The organism is Anaerotignum sp. (assembly GCF_040307045.1).
GTDB lineage: Bacteria > Bacillota > Clostridia > Lachnospirales > Anaerotignaceae > Chakrabartyella.
Genome location: NZ_JAWRKF010000004.1, coordinates 219701 through 238325 on the forward strand (window position 1 = coordinate 219701; position 18625 = coordinate 238325).

General features: G+C 38.6%; 16 protein-coding genes. 4 read left to right on the plus strand and 12 right to left on the minus strand.

The genetic code is table 11. From position 1 onward, the window contains the following. Positions 1-88: 88 nt before the first annotated feature. The 8 genes from hpf to ABVZ64_RS03230 all read right to left on the minus strand — a co-directional run bounded on the left by hpf (position 89) and on the right by ABVZ64_RS03230 (position 9491). The gene (gene hpf, locus ABVZ64_RS03195; protein WP_352399610.1) at positions 89-634 is read right to left on the minus strand and encodes a ribosome hibernation-promoting factor, HPF/YfiA family; all 546 of its coding nucleotides are present in this window, start codon (positions 632-634) and stop codon (positions 89-91) included. Between the two features lie 660 nt (positions 635-1294). Continuing rightward, on the minus strand, positions 1295-1825 hold the full coding sequence (locus tag ABVZ64_RS03200; protein WP_352399611.1) for an O-acetyl-ADP-ribose deacetylase: 531 nt from the start codon (positions 1823-1825) through the stop codon (positions 1295-1297). Positions 1826-1959: 134 nt separating this feature from the next. Beyond that, positions 1960-2670 carry a peptidoglycan DD-metalloendopeptidase family protein gene (locus ABVZ64_RS03205; RefSeq protein ID WP_352399612.1) on the minus strand — a complete coding sequence of 237 codons (711 nt, stop codon included), beginning with the start codon at positions 2668-2670 and terminating at the stop codon, positions 1960-1962. 42 nt (positions 2671-2712) lie between these two features. After that, on the minus strand, positions 2713-3633 hold the full coding sequence (gene spoIID, locus ABVZ64_RS03210; protein ID WP_352399613.1) for a stage II sporulation protein D: 921 nt from the start codon (positions 3631-3633) through the stop codon (positions 2713-2715). A 270-nt stretch (positions 3634-3903) separates the two neighbouring features. Further along, the gene (locus ABVZ64_RS03215) at positions 3904-4707 is read right to left on the minus strand and encodes a hypothetical protein (RefSeq protein ID WP_352399614.1); all 804 of its coding nucleotides are present in this window, start codon (positions 4705-4707) and stop codon (positions 3904-3906) included. Positions 4708-4731: 24 nt separating this feature from the next. Further along, entirely contained in the window at positions 4732-5604 is an 873-nt protein-coding gene (locus tag ABVZ64_RS03220) for a radical SAM protein (protein ID WP_352399615.1), read from the minus strand. 489 nt (positions 5605-6093) lie between these two features. Beyond that, on the minus strand, positions 6094-8856 hold the full coding sequence (locus tag ABVZ64_RS03225) for an S-layer homology domain-containing protein (protein WP_352399616.1): 2763 nt from the start codon (positions 8854-8856) through the stop codon (positions 6094-6096). A 245-nt stretch (positions 8857-9101) separates the two neighbouring features. Continuing rightward, the gene (locus ABVZ64_RS03230; protein WP_352399617.1) at positions 9102-9491 is read right to left on the minus strand and encodes a YhcN/YlaJ family sporulation lipoprotein; all 390 of its coding nucleotides are present in this window, start codon (positions 9489-9491) and stop codon (positions 9102-9104) included. Between the two features lie 141 nt (positions 9492-9632). Here ABVZ64_RS03230 and ABVZ64_RS03235 point away from each other — a divergent pair, with 141 nt between their 5' ends. Beyond that, positions 9633-9800 carry a hypothetical protein gene (locus tag ABVZ64_RS03235; RefSeq protein WP_352399618.1) on the plus strand — a complete coding sequence of 56 codons (168 nt, stop codon included), beginning with the start codon at positions 9633-9635 and terminating at the stop codon, positions 9798-9800. Positions 9801-9889: 89 nt separating this feature from the next. Further along, positions 9890-10987 (plus strand): redox-regulated ATPase YchF, encoded by a 1098-nt coding sequence (gene ychF / locus ABVZ64_RS03240; protein ID WP_352399619.1) that lies wholly within the window; start codon positions 9890-9892, stop codon positions 10985-10987. A 220-nt stretch (positions 10988-11207) separates the two neighbouring features. Here ychF and ABVZ64_RS03245 read toward each other — a convergent pair whose 3' ends face one another. Both ABVZ64_RS03245 and ABVZ64_RS03250 read right to left on the minus strand, forming a co-directional pair. Beyond that, the gene (locus tag ABVZ64_RS03245; RefSeq protein WP_352399620.1) at positions 11208-11579 is read right to left on the minus strand and encodes a CPCC family cysteine-rich protein; all 372 of its coding nucleotides are present in this window, start codon (positions 11577-11579) and stop codon (positions 11208-11210) included. A gap of 118 nt (positions 11580-11697) precedes the next feature. Then, complete coding sequence (locus tag ABVZ64_RS03250) at positions 11698-12867, minus strand: iron-containing alcohol dehydrogenase (RefSeq protein WP_352399621.1); 1170 nt, start codon at positions 12865-12867, stop codon at positions 11698-11700. A 376-nt stretch (positions 12868-13243) separates the two neighbouring features. Here ABVZ64_RS03250 and ABVZ64_RS03255 point away from each other — a divergent pair, with 376 nt between their 5' ends. Next, positions 13244-14167 carry a DMT family transporter gene (locus tag ABVZ64_RS03255; protein ID WP_352399622.1) on the plus strand — a complete coding sequence of 308 codons (924 nt, stop codon included), beginning with the start codon at positions 13244-13246 and terminating at the stop codon, positions 14165-14167. A 36-nt stretch (positions 14168-14203) separates the two neighbouring features. Here ABVZ64_RS03255 and asnB read toward each other — a convergent pair whose 3' ends face one another. Beyond that, positions 14204-16033 carry an asparagine synthase (glutamine-hydrolyzing) gene (asnB, locus tag ABVZ64_RS03260; protein WP_352399623.1) on the minus strand — a complete coding sequence of 610 codons (1830 nt, stop codon included), beginning with the start codon at positions 16031-16033 and terminating at the stop codon, positions 14204-14206. 80 nt (positions 16034-16113) lie between these two features. Then, a complete protein-coding gene (gene malQ, locus ABVZ64_RS03265; RefSeq protein ID WP_352399624.1) occupies positions 16114-17694 on the minus strand; it encodes a 4-alpha-glucanotransferase in 1581 nt (526 codons plus the stop codon). Between the two features lie 475 nt (positions 17695-18169). Between malQ and ABVZ64_RS03270 the strand changes: the two genes are divergently transcribed. Beyond that, positions 18170-18562, plus strand: a complete 393-nt coding sequence (locus tag ABVZ64_RS03270) for a hypothetical protein (RefSeq protein WP_352399625.1) — start codon at positions 18170-18172, stop codon at positions 18560-18562. Positions 18563-18625 lie beyond the last annotated feature (63 nt).

Genomic DNA, 18625 nt, shown 5'->3' on the forward strand with positions numbered 1-18625 from the left:
AACAGGTATCCAATTCGATGTTTTTTTGCCCATTTTTTCCTTACATTAAAAAACAGGGATGAAATATCACCCCTGTTTGTAGGTTTTATTAGAATTCGGGTTCAATTAATCCATAAGACCCGTTCTTTCTTTTATAGACCACGTTTACTTCGTCTGTTTGACCATTTCTGAAAACAAAGAAGTTATGACCAATCAACTCCATTTCCATTACTGCCTCTTCGGCATCCATAGGTTTTACTTCGAAATGTTTGATTTTTTCAATTTTGTACAGCGGTTCTTCGTCTAAATTTTCTTCGGGAACCAGAATTGTTTGATATTCTGCCATATAGCTTTCTGCATTTTGGCGCACTTTGGTACGCATACGTTTTTTGTAGCGCACTACTTGACTTTCCAGAATGTCAACGGCTTTGTCCATGGCAGCCATCATGTCTGAATCACTAACCTCTGCACGAATGATCCTCTTGTTCATAGGAATCGTCACTTCTACGGTTGAAACAAGTTTCTCCAGACTCAGGGTAATGGTAGCTACTGCATCTGCAGGAAAAAGTTTTTCGATGCGATCCATCTTATGTTCCACAGATTCCTTGGTCTTGTCCCATACGTCAATGTTCTTTCCGATGATGTTATATAACATAAACAACAACTCCCTTCGTGATCCCTTTTCAGGATCCTGTTTCTTCCCTCTCTCATTGAAAAGAGAGGATATATAAAAGCAAACTCCTTTTATATACTTATTATAATTCTACATCAAGAAGAAAAACCCTTCTTTCACGATGCAAAAAAAACAAAAAAATTTATATTTTTTATTATTAATGTCATTTTGTGCCATACAATTCTATTAATAGTGCATTTTCTCTCTGTTCGGTTTACGGAAATAAAGTTTCCATTTCTATAATATTCGATTTATAGATTTTTTTGTCTTAAATTAAAATTACTCACCTTCGACAAAACAAGACACTTCTTGTTTTTTTCTACAGGATGCTTCTACTTGTCCCTGTGGATAATGTGTATAACTTTGTGTATAACTTAGAATATAAGGGTTTTTATTGTGGAAAAAGATAAGAAGTTTTCCACATTATTCACAAAGTTCCATCTTGTACGATTCGACATCTCGTCAACATAACCCCAATTGCAACCATTCATTCATTAATATTTCCCTTTTGAATTAGCTTTTTTCATTCCACCAAAACAATACTAAATTCATATTTTTTAAAATCCATAAAAAAAAGCAGACAACTTGCTGGGTGCTGTCTGCTAAAAAAAATATTCACTTCAATCTTTTTTTGAAAAGATTTTATAAATCTTGCTGTTTATTCTGATATTCCTCAAAAGCCCTCAAGTATGCCTCTTTTGTTTCTTCATCAAAGCATACCATAACCACTTGTTCAAAGGAGGAATCTGATTGTAAAAAGTTGCAAATTGTGCTTACTGCAATTCTGGCTGCTTGCTCAACAGGAAAACGATACACCCCTGTACTGATGGATGGAAACGCAATGGTTTTCACCCCATTTTCTTTGGCAAGAAGCAATGAATTTTTATAGCAACTCCCAAGAAGTTCGTCCTCTTTCCACTTGCCGCCACGCCAAATGGGCCCTGGCGTATGGATCACATAGTGCGCTTTCAGTCTGTAACCCTTTGTAATTTTCGCTTCTCCGGTTTTACATCCGCCAATGGCTTCGCATTCTTCCAGGAGCTCTGCTCCAGCTGCACGATGGATGGCACCATCTACACCTCCGCCCCCTAAAAGGGACGTATTCGCTGCATTCACGATAGCGTCTGTTTTTGCCTTTACGATATCTCCTTTTACGATAGAAAAACGTTGCATATCCATACCCCCCTATCTTCGGAAACAGCTTGTAACCCTTTATAGTTCATTGTAGCTGTTTTCTAAAAGTTCGTAAAGGCATTTTTGTAAAAAACTATGATTCCAACTATATTTTTCTCCATAGGCACAACACATCATTCCTGAACTGCCTTTTCAGGATCAACTGTTTCGCCGTCTTTTGCAACTGCAAATTCAACATGACTCCCCAATGCAACAGTATATTTTGTAGGATTTCCTACTGTACCAATTGCCTGTCCCTTTGCTACAGCCTCACCGACTTGAACGGAAATATCATCCGCCAGCTGACTGTATGTAGTCAGCCAACCGTTGTCATGTTCAATGGCAACGCTATTGCCTCTTTCTTCATCTTCTGTAATTTCTTTTACTTTTCCCTTCTCTGCCGCACACACCGCTGTTCCCGCTTCTGCAGAAATACTTACGTTATCACTGGTGTGATACTGATTCAAAGTAGGATCGTAAATTGCACAATCTACGCTATAAGGCATTACAATTTCCCCCTGAACAGGGTAAGAAAATACAGGCTCTGCGCCAGTGGTAGCTTGTGAGGTAGGGCTTTGTTTTGTCGCCGGAGCCTCTCCACCGTCATTGCTCTGCTTTTCTCGTTGTAGTTTGGTTTCGTCAACCGTAGGCGTTTGCGCCATGGTAACAGGTTGCAAATCCTCCTCAATTGGCTGATTCTCCATTGCGTGAGATTGTGACGTTTGTGGCAGAGTTTCTTTAAAGTCCATTGCTTGCCAAACAACGCCTGCGCCTACTGCCAATAAGCACAAGCATCCGCATATTGTTGCGGTCCACATTGCTGTTCTTTTATCCTTATTTTTCATATTTAGCACCTCCAAGGCTATTGTTGCCAGCCTTTTGGGCTTTTATGCAATGTTTTGGAAGGAAATTCCCTGATAATAATGACATAAAATTTCCCGATAATCCTTACCCTCTTGTGCTAAAAAAGAGGCCCCATATTGGCTCATTCCTGCACCATGTCCATATCCATGAGTGACAAAAATAAAATCATTCCCCTTTCGTTCCACTTCAAAGTTTGCGCTACGGAGTCCCAAGGCCTCTCGCACCTCTTTTCCCGTTAACTCTATGCCCCCTGCTTCAATATTTTGTATGTATCCCGCCTGGGATCTTTTTATATTAGAGAATGTCAAATCATCAGCACTCTGATTTAACTTTCCAAATATACCCATTTTTTCCCAAGCATCCGTTGCAGCAATGGTGTAGGTATATTGGTTGTTGGGTGCTTCTTTATCCTTCTCACTATCTACACTTTTTAAGTATGGCAGAGGACTGGTCCAAACATTTTCCGATGCCTCTGTTTTCCCCGCACTTTGAGCATGAAAGACAGCCAAAATTGGTTCTCCCTCATAAATCATAATTTCACCTTGTGTTGCCTTTACCGCCTTTCTGATTTTATTTGCATTTTCAATATAACTTTCTCCCCATTTTTCCTTTTGCTCTTGGATAGAGCAATAGGCTTGTCCTACATCATAAAGGACTTCGTCTGTGCCTACTTCTTGCATTTTTCTGACTTGATATGTCCGAGCAGCAACAGCTTGTGCCTTTAGTGCTTCTTCGGGAAAAGATGCTGGCATTTCTGCAGAGACGACTCCCACAATGTACTCCTCCAGTTCTGAGGGAAATACATCTTCAATGCCAACCAGAGATTTTGCTTCCTTGACTTCTTCCTTGGAAAACCCACTCCAAAGCAGTGTAACAAATAGCGGGAGGATCACAACCGCCAATATAATATAACCCATTAGGATTGCCAAAATTCTCTTTGCCATAGTCTCACTCCCTCTCCTTCAAACATATGAAAGAGAAAGAAATTCCATGCTTTCTGCTCCTAAAAAACATTGAGACGATTTCAACGAAATTACGCCACTTCTACCTAAAATAATAACACTAAGGGAAGCAATTAATTTTGAGCTCACCTTAGATACTCTGTTTGCATTTTACCGCCTCTCATTTTTCAAAAAAAATCATCTTCAAAATGAAGATGATTAAGATTCTCTACTTTATGAATACTTCTAAAAAGGATATGTTGTAAAATAATATTAGATTTGAAACCAAAATAGCCAAATGCCAAATGCCGCCACCAAAATACAACCTAATATACCTAACTTAGTATCTCGCCGATCCATTCGTCGAATTCGCTTTAAATATTGAGAAGTATCCAATTCTGTTACATACTGTCCACCAAAAAGACCTATTTTCGTCTGTAGCTTTAAAACCGGCTCTTTTTGTAACATATGGAAGGTGCGGCGGGTCATTCTAAAGTGATAGGTAACACCATTTTGTATTCCCTCTAAAAAATACCCCTTAACAAGGCCTCTTTCCACCCCACTTTCGCTGGCAATGTAAAATTGACAAGCAAGCAGGGTTAAGTCCTTTTTCTTATAATAAAGCCTATCTATAGTTGTAAATACCATTTGGGTAAACACCCAATTTAAAACCAACATGGGAACAAGCGTCAAAAGCATCGACCAAACGCTTCCGTGATCACTCTTCCACCCCTGAATATTTAACATATATCCTTGAATCTGCGCCTCTGCAAAAGAATATAAAAACATGGCAAACAAAACGACATATAGTGTAGCAAAAATGATACTATGCCGCTTTCTTAGTTTTGTATTCCACATTTTTACATCCAATAACCCTCTCCGACAAACCAATAGCATTACAATACAAATCAATACCATTAATCCGTTTATTTCCATCCCACTTTGATAAGTAATGGTCATTGCAAAAATAGGCATGAGCCAAATACATATCATCAGCCAGCCCCATCTACCAGAGGTAACGGAAAGAAATAAGCACCAATATATGGTTATCAGGGTGACAAATCCCAGCCACGCCATATTACCGTCTCCTTACTTGCACACTTAGATTCCCCTATAACTGTCGGGACGGAATGTGCTCCGACGGCGGCTGGATTCAATCTGCGCCAAAATTTTCTCTTTATCCCGATTTAACGTACCACCCAATGCAGTATAGTTGGATGCATGGTTAGAGCGGAACACGGTTCCTTCCGCATCTACGTTACGAATAAATAACTCTGTTTCATCCAAAACTTCCTGAGGGTCCATCAATTCAATCTCGCCTCTATGAAGCTGGTCATACATTTCTGTACCAGGCTCAACCATTAAAGTTAGGAAACCAACATACTCCGGTTTAATTGCAGAGATAACCTTTGCACTTCCCAATGCGTGTTCCTTCCAATATTTCTTACCGCCCAAGCCAGAAATAACAGTCATGGAAAGCACCATCCCTGCCTCTCTTACCTTTTTCCCCGCCTCAATCATTTCCGCAGCAGTGACACCTTTCTTTACATCCTTTAAAACTTCATCAGAACCGCTTTCCAGTCCCATATAAACCATGTCCAAGCCCGCTTCTTTTAATCGACGCAAATCTTCAGGTGTTTTATTTAGAATATCTTTGGGTGCACCATAAACAGAAATACGCTCTACCTCTGGGAAATACTCATGGCATTTATCAATAATATATAGCAAATCATCTGTTTTAACAATTAATGCATCCCCATCTGCCAAGAAAATACGACGTACGTGCACGCGGTTATAATAATTTCTTGCCATTTCCAAATCTTCCGCCACTTCTTCCAAAGGGCGGATACGAAACTTTTTATCTTTGTACATATTGCAGAATGTACATGTATTTCTTGCACAACCTATGGTAAGCTGAATAATCAAACTTCCTGCTTCACTAGGAGGTCTGTAAACCGTTCCTTCGTATCTCATAATACAATCAACTCCTATTTCCTTTTTGTTTTATCTATTATACAGGGAATCTTGCGAAATTATCAATACCCATTTCTTTCAATTGACATCAAGCATAAATTTGACTATAATTAAGTTTGTACTTTTGGTCTTTGTGCATTGTTTTATGGCGGTTTAGGCCTAGTTTTTTAATGCAGAGATGCAACCTCCCGGCTGTTTTTTTTGCGTTAAATGCTAACATTTACCTAAGTAATCCAATAAGCATAGGTAAGGCTGACTCAGTCGGCACACCCATTCCTTATCTATTTTTATTGCGGCAGCAATTTGCAAAGAAAAAAAGAGTGATTATCTTTGATAATCAAAACAAGGGTGGCATTTTGCCCCCTTGTTTTTTTATTGCTTTTTACCAAATATTTTAGGAGCATCCACAATAGAGTCACCCATTTTTCAACAAAAATACCCCTTTGTTGCTATGGTAGTTTGCCTAGCACAAAGGGGGTATTTTTTGTATTATCCCTTAACGGTTTTTAATAATCCATCACTGTCAAAGGTAAGTTCAATATTTTTACCAACTGCTGTGTCATTTAATTTATTTAAGGCTATCCCTTTGATATCAATATTAGGCTTAGTCGTTAAATTAAATGTAAATTTATTCCCTGCATCTGTAAGGATTCGGATGGTTTTCGCATCTTCGTCATATTCTTGGAAAGCACCTTCTGCCTCTTGGAAGTAAACATTAATGCGTTCAACCTTATCGTTTTCATTAAGACGAGCTTCTGCATAAATTGTAACATCTCTATCGGCAATTGCCTCTTTTACTCGGTCTAAGGAGGTAGAATTCATACTATAATTATGCACTTCCGTATTAGAACGTCCTAGCCATCCATATACTTTTGAGCTATCTTTAAACTTCAAACCGTTTTCATCAAATTCTACAACACCCTTTACGCGGATTGTTCCCTTGTCATAGGTGCTCTCTGTTACTTTTATCTTATCCACAATACCGTCACTGTTAAAACCTAAAGTAACTGAAGATCCGATGTAACCTGCAGTTGCTACATCCTCGTAAGTATAGTCGTCTGTTCCTGTAGAAGGCTTTCTAGTTGTTGTTAATGTCAACTTCTGACCATCACTTGTTTCGAGTATCAATTCTTTATCTTCCGCATCATAGGAAACCAGTTTACCGCTGGCAGCTGTCAACTTAGCTTCAATTAACTGGATCACATTATTGCCATCCGCCTTTACCTCTGCATATAAGGTAACTCCCTTGGCTTCCGCCATTTTTCTAAAGTTGGTCAAAGAGCTGGTTTTTGCACCCAAAATAACCAAAGGATTTTTCACACGATTACCATTCGCATCTGTGCCAGTGATTGCATCTGTATCCTTGCTATCATCAATCTTTGTGTTATATTGATTCAACAGGGTATAGGAAACGTTGGAATTTTTAAATTTAAGTGTGTTTCCAGAAAGTGATGCAACCTCTGCTTTTCTTTCGGTAAAGGAATCGCTATTCGCTGAGGACCAAGCAGATTTTTTAGTAGACAGATATACCTTGTTAATTTTTCCACCACTATTAAATTCTACACGACAAAAAACAGCTTTATCTTTTCTGTCGTTGGTATCGAAATAACTTTCAGCACTAGAAATTTTGCTTGTAATCCAATCTTCATCCCCTTCATCCCACTGGTAGAAGGTAATATTAGACGTAGGATTTGTGGAACCGAATTTGTAAGTAAATTTACTTCCACCAGACTCTAACACCATTTGTGATTCATTAAAGTCTTTTACTGAATAAGTTGTTTTATTATTATCTTTATCAGCAACAAAACTTTCCTCAGACACAACTATCTGAGATGCCTTTGCATCTTTGCCTACCGTGATTTTCACATAAATAGTGCCACTGTTTGCCATTTCCTTTAACTGAGAAACAGATACAGACTTTTCACCAATAAAGAATTTACAACCAGATGCAAAATAAATGGTGCTTCTATCACTTGAATCTGTAGGTTTGTATGATATGTAGTTATTCTCCATGTTGTCTACAATACCCGTTCGTGTGTACTCGTCAGCAAAAGTAATATAAACCTCAGTCACATAGGTTTTTTCCACCTGAGTTGAGTGCCCACTACTATCTTTATCCTTTTCTACAGTCGTTCTAGTGTTAATGCCTGCATAAGCATATTTGTTATAATTCTCTTTCAATTCTTCTTCCAATTTAGATCTGCTTATGCTCTTATTATCCAAGTAGAACTGGCAACCACTATCAAAGTTGAGCTTTTCTGTTTCTCCTGTATTTTCATTTTCAAAGGAGAGCTCACCATTTTTTATTGAATTGATGTATCCTGTGATATCATATTTCTGCTTCACTGTGGAGCCATCTAAGATACGAATAGACTCTAGTGAACCGCCATTATAAACAAAGCTAATTTTATCCCCCGGATTTAAGCGAGATAAAGGTAATTCCTTAGACGACTCTCCTTCAAAAACCTTAACCAACCCAGGAATTGCATAGAATGCCAATGTATCGCCTATATCAGTTTTAATCTTTAATTTATAGCTAGTGCCATCATATTCATATTCGGAAATAACACCGTTATTACCTACACCACTTTTAATAACTTCATATGTTTTGTTAAGCATAACCGCCATTTCAGCACGATTGATGCTCTTTGCCGGGTTAAAGTTATTGTTATTATCCCCATTTACAATACCAAGTCTTGCTAGCAAGTCAACTAAAATAATAGATTCGGAGGAAATGCCCCAAGAATCATTAAATTTTTTAGCAGTCTTAGCTTCTCTATCAATATCGTAACGCACTGCCAAAGCATTGCCAAACATTTTTGCAACATCTTCTCTTGTTGCATAGTTGCTTTTGTTCCCACTCATAAACTTCGCCAAGTCTGTTGTGGTGATTATGCCATTTTCTAAACCATAAGCCGCTGATCTTTGAGCCCAAGCTGGTATATTTAGTCCTTGCATAAAAGGAGCATATTTATTTTGCGTCACCGCATCCATAGACTTTGCTGTGCCTGTTTTATCTAAAGCAGTATATAACATATGTATTGCTTCGCAGTATGTAACGTTATTTTTTGCACGGAATGTATTATCTTCATATCCATTCAGCAATCCTATGTCAGCAACGGAATTAATGACTGTTTTAGCTCCGTCCCAAGGGACATCATTTATATCTTTAAAGTTTGCAGCATAGCCTGGCACACTCATATAAGACGATGCCATCACCGCTGCCAAAGTAAGCGCTATTTTCTTTTTCATGTGTTTTCCCCCTTCTATTGTTATGGCGATTCCATATTTTTCTCTTAATGACAAGTTTATCATATTTCCCTTAGTGTGCCTAGCCCTTTCGTTCTTAAGGATTTATTAATTACGCATAAATTTAGTAGAAAAAGGAAATTTTTTTTGCCATTCCTTTCATAAAACACTGAAATATCTTAATTTTCCCAAGTTACACAATTTTCAATTAAAAGGTTTGTAGTAAATATTACCACAAACCTTTTGTCCTAATTAGCTCTTTTTCGTTCCATATCTTCGATTAAAGATACAATTCTTTCATTGGTTGTAATAGACGTGCTGTTAATATACTCATCTGCTTCCCTTGCTGCATTATCAGCCTCCCGACTTAGTCTTGTGGCTTCATTTTTCATACCATCTTCCAGACGTAACCCGATAATTGCTGTATGTCCTTCCACAACGACGGCATTTCCAGAAATGCCATTAATTTTGTGTAACATGGACTTTATACTTGTTGCTCGCTCTTCGGGAGTTTTATCGCCCAGTTTATCATCTGCTTTGATGAAATGCACACCAGATAGGTTGTTTTCCGTTGCTGTGGCGGAACAACCACAAAACATCAATGTTGCAAAAATTATGAACCACAGTTTTTTCCACATTTTTCGCCGCCTCCCTTTTTCTTTAGTATGCCATGAAAATAAGGTTATATGAAATGCAAGTTATGGCTAGAAGTTTTTGATTTTTGCAAAACATTTGGTTATACTATTGGCATAAAATAAAAATGTAAGGAGGTTAAAATAATGGATCCCAAAAAAAGGAAACACTATCGAATCGCTGTAAAAGATATCCATGCAACTCCTGAACAGGGAATTTATGTAACAAAAGATGAGGCGTCCCAAATCTGCACCTACGGTATCATGCTATTCATTATTCTGGGAATTTTGGCTGTTTGGCCTAGAAAAAGATAAGGCTCATGCCACTTCTTCCTTGCCAAGCGTTAAGCTTTTCGCTATAATGTTTTACAGTATGAGTCAAACCCATGGAAAGGAAGAATAACATGAAACTCGGAATAGTAGGTCTGCCCAATGTGGGCAAAAGTACCTTATTTAATTCAATGACACTTGGCAAAGCAGAAGCGGCTAACTATCCCTTTTGTACCATTGATCCCAATGTTGGCGTAGTAACCGTCCCTGATGAGCGATTAACAAAATTAGCACAAATCCATTCCTCTGCAAAAATACTTCCTGCTGTAATCGAATTTGTTGATATTGCGGGATTGGTTCGTGGCGCAAGCAAAGGGGAAGGTTTAGGTAATAAGTTTCTTTCCCACATTCGTGAGGTGGATGCAATTGTTCACGTTGTGCGTTGCTTTGAGGATGCAAATGTGGTTCACGTAGATGGTTCCGTTGACCCAATTAGAGATATTGAAACCATCAACTTAGAATTAGTATTCTCTGATTTAGAAATATTAGACCGTCGTGTTGCCAAAACAGGTAAACTTGCTAAGGCTGATAAATCTTTACAGCACGAAATGGATATTCTGCAAAAACTAAAAGATGCATTGGAACAGGGCGTTTCCGCAAGATCAGTGGAATTTGATACCCCCGAAGATAAAGCTTTTGTTGAGTCCCTAACTCTACTTACTTCCAAACCTGTTTTATACGCAGCAAATGTAATGGAAGACCACCTAGCTGATGATGGGGCAACCAACCCTTTTGTTGCAAAAGTAAGAGAATATGCAAAAAACGAAGGCAGCGAAGTTTTTGTGCTTTGTGCAAAAATTGAAGAGGAAATCTCCGATTTAGACGAAGCAGATAAAAAAGAATTTTTAGCAGAATTAGGTGTTGCAAGTAGCGGTCTGGATCGCTTGATTGCCGCAAGTTACAAGCTTCTTGGCTTAATCAGTTATCTTACAGCAGGCCCCCAGGAAACCCGTGCTTGGACCATCGTAAAGGGCACAAAGGCTCCACAGGCAGCAGGTAAAATTCATAGCGACTTTGAAAGAGGGTTTATTCGCGCCGAGGTTGTTGCTTATGACGACTTAGTTCGCTCCGGATCCAATGCAGCTGCAAAAGAGCAAGGTTTGGTTCGTTCCGAAGGCAAAGAATACGTAGTAAAAGATGGCGACGTTATCTTATTCCGTTTTAATGTGTAATTAAAAAATTCTGTTGGTCAAAGACCTATAATAAAAAAAGATACCTTCAAAAGAGATAACCATTTAACGAATATGGTGATCTCTTTTTTAGTTTTCCCAACTTCTATATGATTAACTTAGGGTAATACCAGCTAATTATGAATGAAAGATAAATTGGGACAACATGGCGCTTATCTCCCATGCTGCCCTAAATGAGTATTTAGTTGTGGCCTTGACCTTTTTAAACATCCACATTTTTATTGAATCCTGCTCTATCTCTCTTTCCTTTTGGTATTTCCTCAGCTTTTGCTGCCCTACAACACTGCTTCAACCAGGGAGAAACCGCACCAAAAGCCGCAAAGTTATCTCTGGCCTGCTTTAGCGTTAACCCATTGTTCTGATCACTGGGTTCACTTTCTGAATTTATGAATAAATCAATCTCCCAAAAACAAATAGGGCAAATGTATGCCACCGCATCCCCTTGATTGGGTATCGTAATATAGCCACAGCAAGGGCAAGTCCCATCCGCAAATGCTTCCTTCCTGTTTGCTTCTACTTGCCTATTACCCATAGAATCATTATTTACCGTGGGCAAAAATTTATAATCTTCCACCTTAAGTCCTTTCTCCCTCTGGGATGCACTATCTTTTCATAGAAACTAGCGGTAAAAAATAGGGGTAAACACCCTTTATTTTTTACCCATAGCGATTACCCTGATTTTTTAAATTTCTTTACTTGTATGATTCTTCATAAATTTTGAGGCAATCTTCAAAAGGCATTGGTGCCGGGTCAACGGTGAACAGACCTCCCATGGTTTCATATGCAGCTTTTGTATACATTTCAAGGTGGTCTTCTTGAATTCCGTAATCAGACATTTTTAAGTCACCCACTCCACAAGCAACCATCAGATCTTGCAAGGCTGTTACAAAATCCTGTGGTTTTGTGGCATCCCCTTTTCCTAAGGCCTTTGCCATATCTATCATTCGTTGATCCACAACCCCACTCTGTGCCCAGTAAGCATAATATGCCTGACAAATCATAATCAGCCCTGCGCCATGCTCAAGTTTAGGATTGTGACCACTTAAAGGATGTTCCATGGCATGCTCAGAAATACATCCTGCAATACTTTCAGACATGCCAGCCAGGGTATTTGCCAAAGCAACGTTCTCCCTCGCCTCCAAATTTTTACCATCCTTCACAGCTGTGGGTAAATACTTTCCAATTAACTCTATGGCCTTTAATGTATACATATCATTGATTGGACTCCTGTTTTTATTCAAATACCCTTCTGTGCTGTGAAATAACGCATCAAAACCTTGGTATGCCGTCAATTTTTCCGGAACGGATACCATCAATTCAGGGTCTACAATAGAAAGCACTGCGAATGACTTATCATATCCGAAGCCAATTTTTTCATTTCTATCTTGGTGGGTAATGACTGCCCAAGGGTCAGCCTCTGTGCCTGTGCCTGCTGTGGTAGTAATTGCAACAATTGGAAGTGGCTCATTGGTTGGCATATTTTTACCGCCTGTACCGCCGAAGATATAGTCCCAAAAATCCCCCTCATTGGTAGCCATGACAGCAATTGCCTTGGCTGAATCAATAACGGAGCCACCACCTAAGCCAATTACAAAATCGCATCCTTCTTTTTTGGCGAAGGCTGACCCTTCCATAATATGGGCTTGAATAGGATTGGGAAGTATTTTATCAAATATGGCATACCCAACCTCTGCTTTGTCTAATTGTTCTTGCACCCTAGCCAAATAGCCAAACTTTTTAACCGACGTGCCACTGGAGATAACAATTAGAGCTTTTTTGCCAGGTAGTTCCTGTTTGTGAAGTTTACTTAATTGCCCGCAACCGAAAAGAATCCTTGTGGGGATGTAATACTGAAATTTCATTAAAAAACCTCCTCTTTGATTATGGTATCATACAAATATTTTAAATTCTTTAATCAACTAGCACTTTTTCTTCAATTTCCTACCCAAAACATAGATCTAGTCTATCTCATGTTATCCTAATAAAACCAATCATTGTTATACACCTTAGGGCAATATTTTATAAAATTTTTATTTTTTAGTATATCACACCTATTATTTTTCTTCTATAAACAATTCCCCTAAAAGAAGGCAATAATCACAAAAAAAACCTAAAATGTTGAAACAAAATATGACTTTCCACGAGGTTCATTTTAAATGGAAATATTTATTGAAATATACCATTTTGGGTGATATAGTGGGTGGTATCGCATAAAAACAAGGGGAGTTGAAGTAAACCATGAACGATAAAAAGAAAGCCTTTCTTGCAGATTGTGCTTTGGTTTTAGCGGCTATTTGCTGGGGTGGTGGTTTTATTGCCGGTGATATTGCAGTGCAACATTTTAGCACATTTTATATATTAGCCATTCGTTTTTTAGCTGCCGCATTGATTATGTTCCTTTTTTTTGGCAGAATCATTCGCCGTTGTGGCAAAGCGGAGATAAAGTCGGGTTTTATTCTAGGCACCCTATTTTTCTTGGTTATGCCATTACAGGTCATTGCCCTCAAATATACCACACCTTCAAAACAGGCTTTCTTATTGGCTGGGTATGCGGCAATGGTTCCCTTTATCTCTTGGATTGTACTCAAAAACCGTCCAAAAATAAATGCTTTTGTTGCAGGCATTCTGGTAATGATCGGTATTGGCCTAATTTCATTAAACAGCTCAATGTCCATTGAATTGGGAGATGGTCTTTCTCTAGGTTTCTCTTTTTGCTATGCAGTATTCGTCGTTTTAACAGGGATTTTTGCGGGCAAATGCAACCCCCTTGGACTGTCCTTTTTCTCCTATTTATCCACAGGTGTTTTTTCGTTATGCGCCGCTCTAATATTTGAGGATGTTCCAAAAGTATTCCCACCCGCTGGCGTAATCTCCTTAGTATACTTGGCAATTATAAATACTGCCGTTGCCTATACACTACAAAATGTAGCTCAAAAGTACACAACTGACACCCACACTGCAATTTTGCTTTCCACAGAAAGTCTATTTGCTTTTATTTTTGGAGTATGCTTTTATGGTGATCCTTTTACGCCCCAAATTCTCATTGGCGGACTCATTGTATTTTCCGCAGTTATCATTTCTGAGGTCAGGTGGAAAAAGCGTCCTAAGGAAACACCAGAAACAGAGGCTTGTCCCCCTCAAACCCAAGAAAAAAATAGATAAAAAAACCAAGACTAGTTTGTCTTGGTTTTTTTAAATTCATGCCACTTCTTCAAAATATTGTTTATGCCATACTAAGAACATATAGATTGTCCAAATCTTACGGCTGTTATCCGCCTTCCCCTCACGGTGATCATCCAAGTATTTTAAAATTTCTTCTGTCTTAAAGAATTCACTGGCCGCTTTGGAGGTAAAAGCATCCTTTACGATATTATAATATTTTTCTTCTTTTAGCCAAATACGAATGGGTACTGGAAAGCCCAGCTTTTTCTTTTCTGCAACCATATCTGGCAAGTAGCGGTGTGCTGCCTGACGCATGGCATACTTGGTGTTCTCCTGATTTACTTTATATTTTGTAGGCACCGTGCGGGCAACATCAAATACCACTCTATCCAAAAATGGCACACGCACTTCTAATGAATGAGCCATACTCATTTTATCCGCCTTTAACAAAATATCTCCAATCAACCAGAAATGAATGTCAATGTATTGCATCTTTGTTACATCATCCTGATCCTTTACCTTGTCATAATATGGCTTTGTCAGCTGTGTATGGTGGTAACGCCCCGAAGGGTTTTTTAAAATACGTTCTCTCTCCTCCTCAGACAACATGAAGGCATTGCCAATAAAACGCTCCTGCAAGTCTTTGCTTCCACGAATGAGGTAATTCTTCCCTTTCATTTTAGGCAAACGTTTTGCAACGGCACCCAATCCTCTACGAATGGGTTTGGGCAAACGAGTTATGGGGAGTAAGTCATGGGGTTCACGGTAAATGTTGTATCCCCCAAAAAACTCATCCGCACCTTCGCCACTTAATGCTACTTTAACATGCTTTGCTGCCGTTTGGCTTACAAAGTAAAGCGCAATGGCAGAGGGGTCTGCCAAAGGCTCATCCATATGATATTGTACCTTGCCTAAAGTGTCCCAATATTCTTCTGTTGTAATCAGTTTACTATGATTCTCTATACCAATCTTTTGGGATAATGCCTTGGCGTAATCTATTTCATTATATTTTTCATAATCAAAGCCCACGGTGAAGGTCTTATCCCCCTGAAAAGAGGCAGCCACATAGGAGCTATCCACCCCACTGGACAGGAAAGATCCCACTTCAACGTCACTGATTTTATGTTTTTTTACAGAATCCTGCATTGCAGCATCAATTTCTTCAATAAACTCATCCAATGATTTATTTTCATTATTCTGAAATGTAGGCTCCCAATAACGTTTGATTTTTAGTTTTCCATTTTTAAAAGAAAAACAATGGGCTGGCATTAAACGAAAAACTCCTTTAAAAAAAGTTTCAGGTAAAATGCTATACTGGAAGGTTAGATAATTTTCTAGTGCATCTTTATTTACTTCCCGTTCAAAGTTTGGATATTCTAAAATACTTTTGATTTCAGAGCCATAAATCAACTGCCCATCCTGCAATGCATAATAAAAGGGTTTAATGCCAAAAAAATCTCTTGCTCCAAACAAAGTTTGGTTTTTTACATCCCAAATGACAAAAGTAAACATCCCACGAAGTTTTGGCAACAAATCTTCGCCATACTCCTCATACCCATGCAAAAGAACCTCCGTGTCTGCATTACTGCCCATCACATGACCTTTTGCAATCAAATCTTCTCTTATCTCTTGATAATTATAAATTTCCCCGTTGAAGGTAATTACCATATCCCCTGTTTCATTATAGATAGGCTGATGTCCACCCTCCAAATCAATAATACTCAAACGGCGAAAGCCCATGGAAACACCAGCGTGAATATAAGATCCGCCACTATCAGGTCCACGGTGAATAATTTTATTTTTCATATTCTCCAAAATCTCTTCGGAATTAGCCAAACGGCCTGTAAAACCGCAAATACCACACATAATTTATTTCCTCCTAAATAATAGGGTTCTATTTCTTAGTTCAGGCTTAACTTTAGCATAAATTTGCCAAGAAAGCAATTCTAACCAAGGTTTCTGCCGAACAAAAGGGAAAGATAACGAAGACCCTCTATGCATCCTTCATTCCACATATCCCACTGAAAAACAAAGGACCAATTTCCTTGAGTCGTTCCAGGCAAATTCATACGATATTCCTCACCCAATCCCAACACATCCTGTAAAGGGATGATTGCTATTTGGGCTGTAGATGAAAAGGCAAGGCGAATAAAATCCCAATTTGGGGATTCGCCAGTGGTATTCATATATCGTCGAAGATGATCTTTTTCCTTTTCTGTTGCATTTTGATACCAGCCAATGGTTGTGTTATTGTCATGGGTTCCGGTATAAACCACTGTGTTTTTATCATAGGAATGGGGTAAATATCCATGATTCATATCATTGCCAAAAGCAAACTGCAAAATACGCATCCCCGGGAACCCCGTTTTTTCCCGCAAATCTTGCACCGCCTCAGTGATAATGCCTAGATCTTCTGCAATCAAGGGCAACGTTCCAAGCACTTTTTCTATTTTTCGAAACAGCTTAATTCCTGGGCCTTTCATCCATTTACCACTGCGGGCATCCTCTGCCCCAAAAGGAATTTCCCAATAAGACTCAAAACCACGAAAATGGTCAATCCGCAAAAAATCCACATCCTCCAAAGCCTTGCGTATACGGGAAATCCACCACTGAAAAGCTGTTTTTTCATGGAATTTCCATTGGTACAGCGGATTGCCCCACAGTTGCCCTGTTTCGCTGAAATAATCTGGAGGCACACCTGCCACCACCTCAGGAAAACCGAACCCATCTAACTGAAAGGCATTTTGGTTTGCCCAAACGTCAGCACTATCATATGACACAAAAATTGGGGTGTCCCCAATAATTTTAACTCCACTTTCATTGGCAAAATGCTTTAGTTGATGCCATTGCTTGTAAAACACATATTGTAAAAAATATTGCCATTGAATTTCATCATGCATAGCAGTTGCCCATTCTTTTAACGCTTGAGGCTTTCTCTGCCTTAAATCCTTAGGAAAACTACACCAACAAGCACAGTCATAGTACACTTTTCCTGCCTGTGGTGATAAAAGTTCTTTTGTTTCTTCTAAAAACGCCCTCTGCCCTTTTTTATCATTCTTTCTTTGCAACACAAGGTTAGATTTCACTGCCATAAAAAGGGCATAATCTTCCAGCCAAAACTTGTTTTTTTCTAAAAAATCTTTATAATCCGTTGGCATAATTTTGTTTTGAAAGTTTTGAAATGCCTTGTACAACAAGGGAACTTTTAATTCCCTTGCCTTTTTGTAGTTGGTATGAGTAGATATAGAATGCTTTACCCCTTCAACCTCATCTAATAAAAGCAAATCATCTTGAACCAATAAATCTAAACTAATGTACAGAGGTTCCCCTGCAAATGCAGATGTACTTTGATATGGAGAACCACTTTCATCCACAGGACAAAGGGGTAATATCTGCCACAAAGTCTGATTTGCCTCCAGCAATTTCTCAACAAAACGATAGGCATCCTTGCCAAAATCGCCAATACCAAAGGGAGAAGGGATAGACGATAAATGTAGTAAAATCCCACTTTTCCGATTGCTAAACATGACACCATCTCCTTTTTTTGTTACTGCTTTAAAAAATATCAATTTATATAAACAAAAAAATTAATTACCTTGAATAAAAGATAACCCTTACAATTGTTCTAGGTTATGGCAAACATTTAATATAAGGCTGTATCAATAATGATTTAAATAAGTACCTGGGTTTAATTCCCTCCCCTTTATCTTTGTACAAACCATTTAAAAATATAAACTCTATATTTTTATAATAATTTTTTCTTACGTTACATTTTTTTCAATTTGTATGGAAGAAAAAAATCTTAACAAAAGCTTCTACAATCAACATTCCATCTTCCATTTTAAAATAATACCGTTCATTTTAACAGTTTTTTCTCTGTGGTTCTATCCACATTACTGCCAAAAAATACCCATAATACCAACGAAAATGAAGGATTTTTTTTTGGTTTCCGTCAGACAATATTAGAGCAAAGAATTTTTTTGCTTAAGGAGGGTATTTATTATGAAAAAAAGTGGATTCATTGCAATGGTAGCAACTATGATGCTGGCCCTTGGCGGCTGTGGTACTTCTGCTAACAATTTAGGTGGTGCAACTGATGGCTATGGCTATGACAACAATAGCTATGGTTATAACAACTACGATGGCACCGGAACCGGTTACTATGATGGTACAACCGGATATAATGCAGGAACATATACCAGCAGCGGCGGCGCAGCATATTGGGATGGTTACGGCATTAATAGTGGCAGACCCATGACAGACAATAGTACCGTTGGCAGCACTTTAGGCAATGACGTAAGAGATATGGGCAGAGGCATTTCCAATGCCGGCAGAGATGTAGTAAATGGCGTTGAAAACGTTTTTGATGGCAACACAGCAAAGGTTGCTAGTTAAATCAAACGGCATCGAAAGGTTTCTTTCGATGCCATACATATTTTAGGTGTTTTTTGCAATACT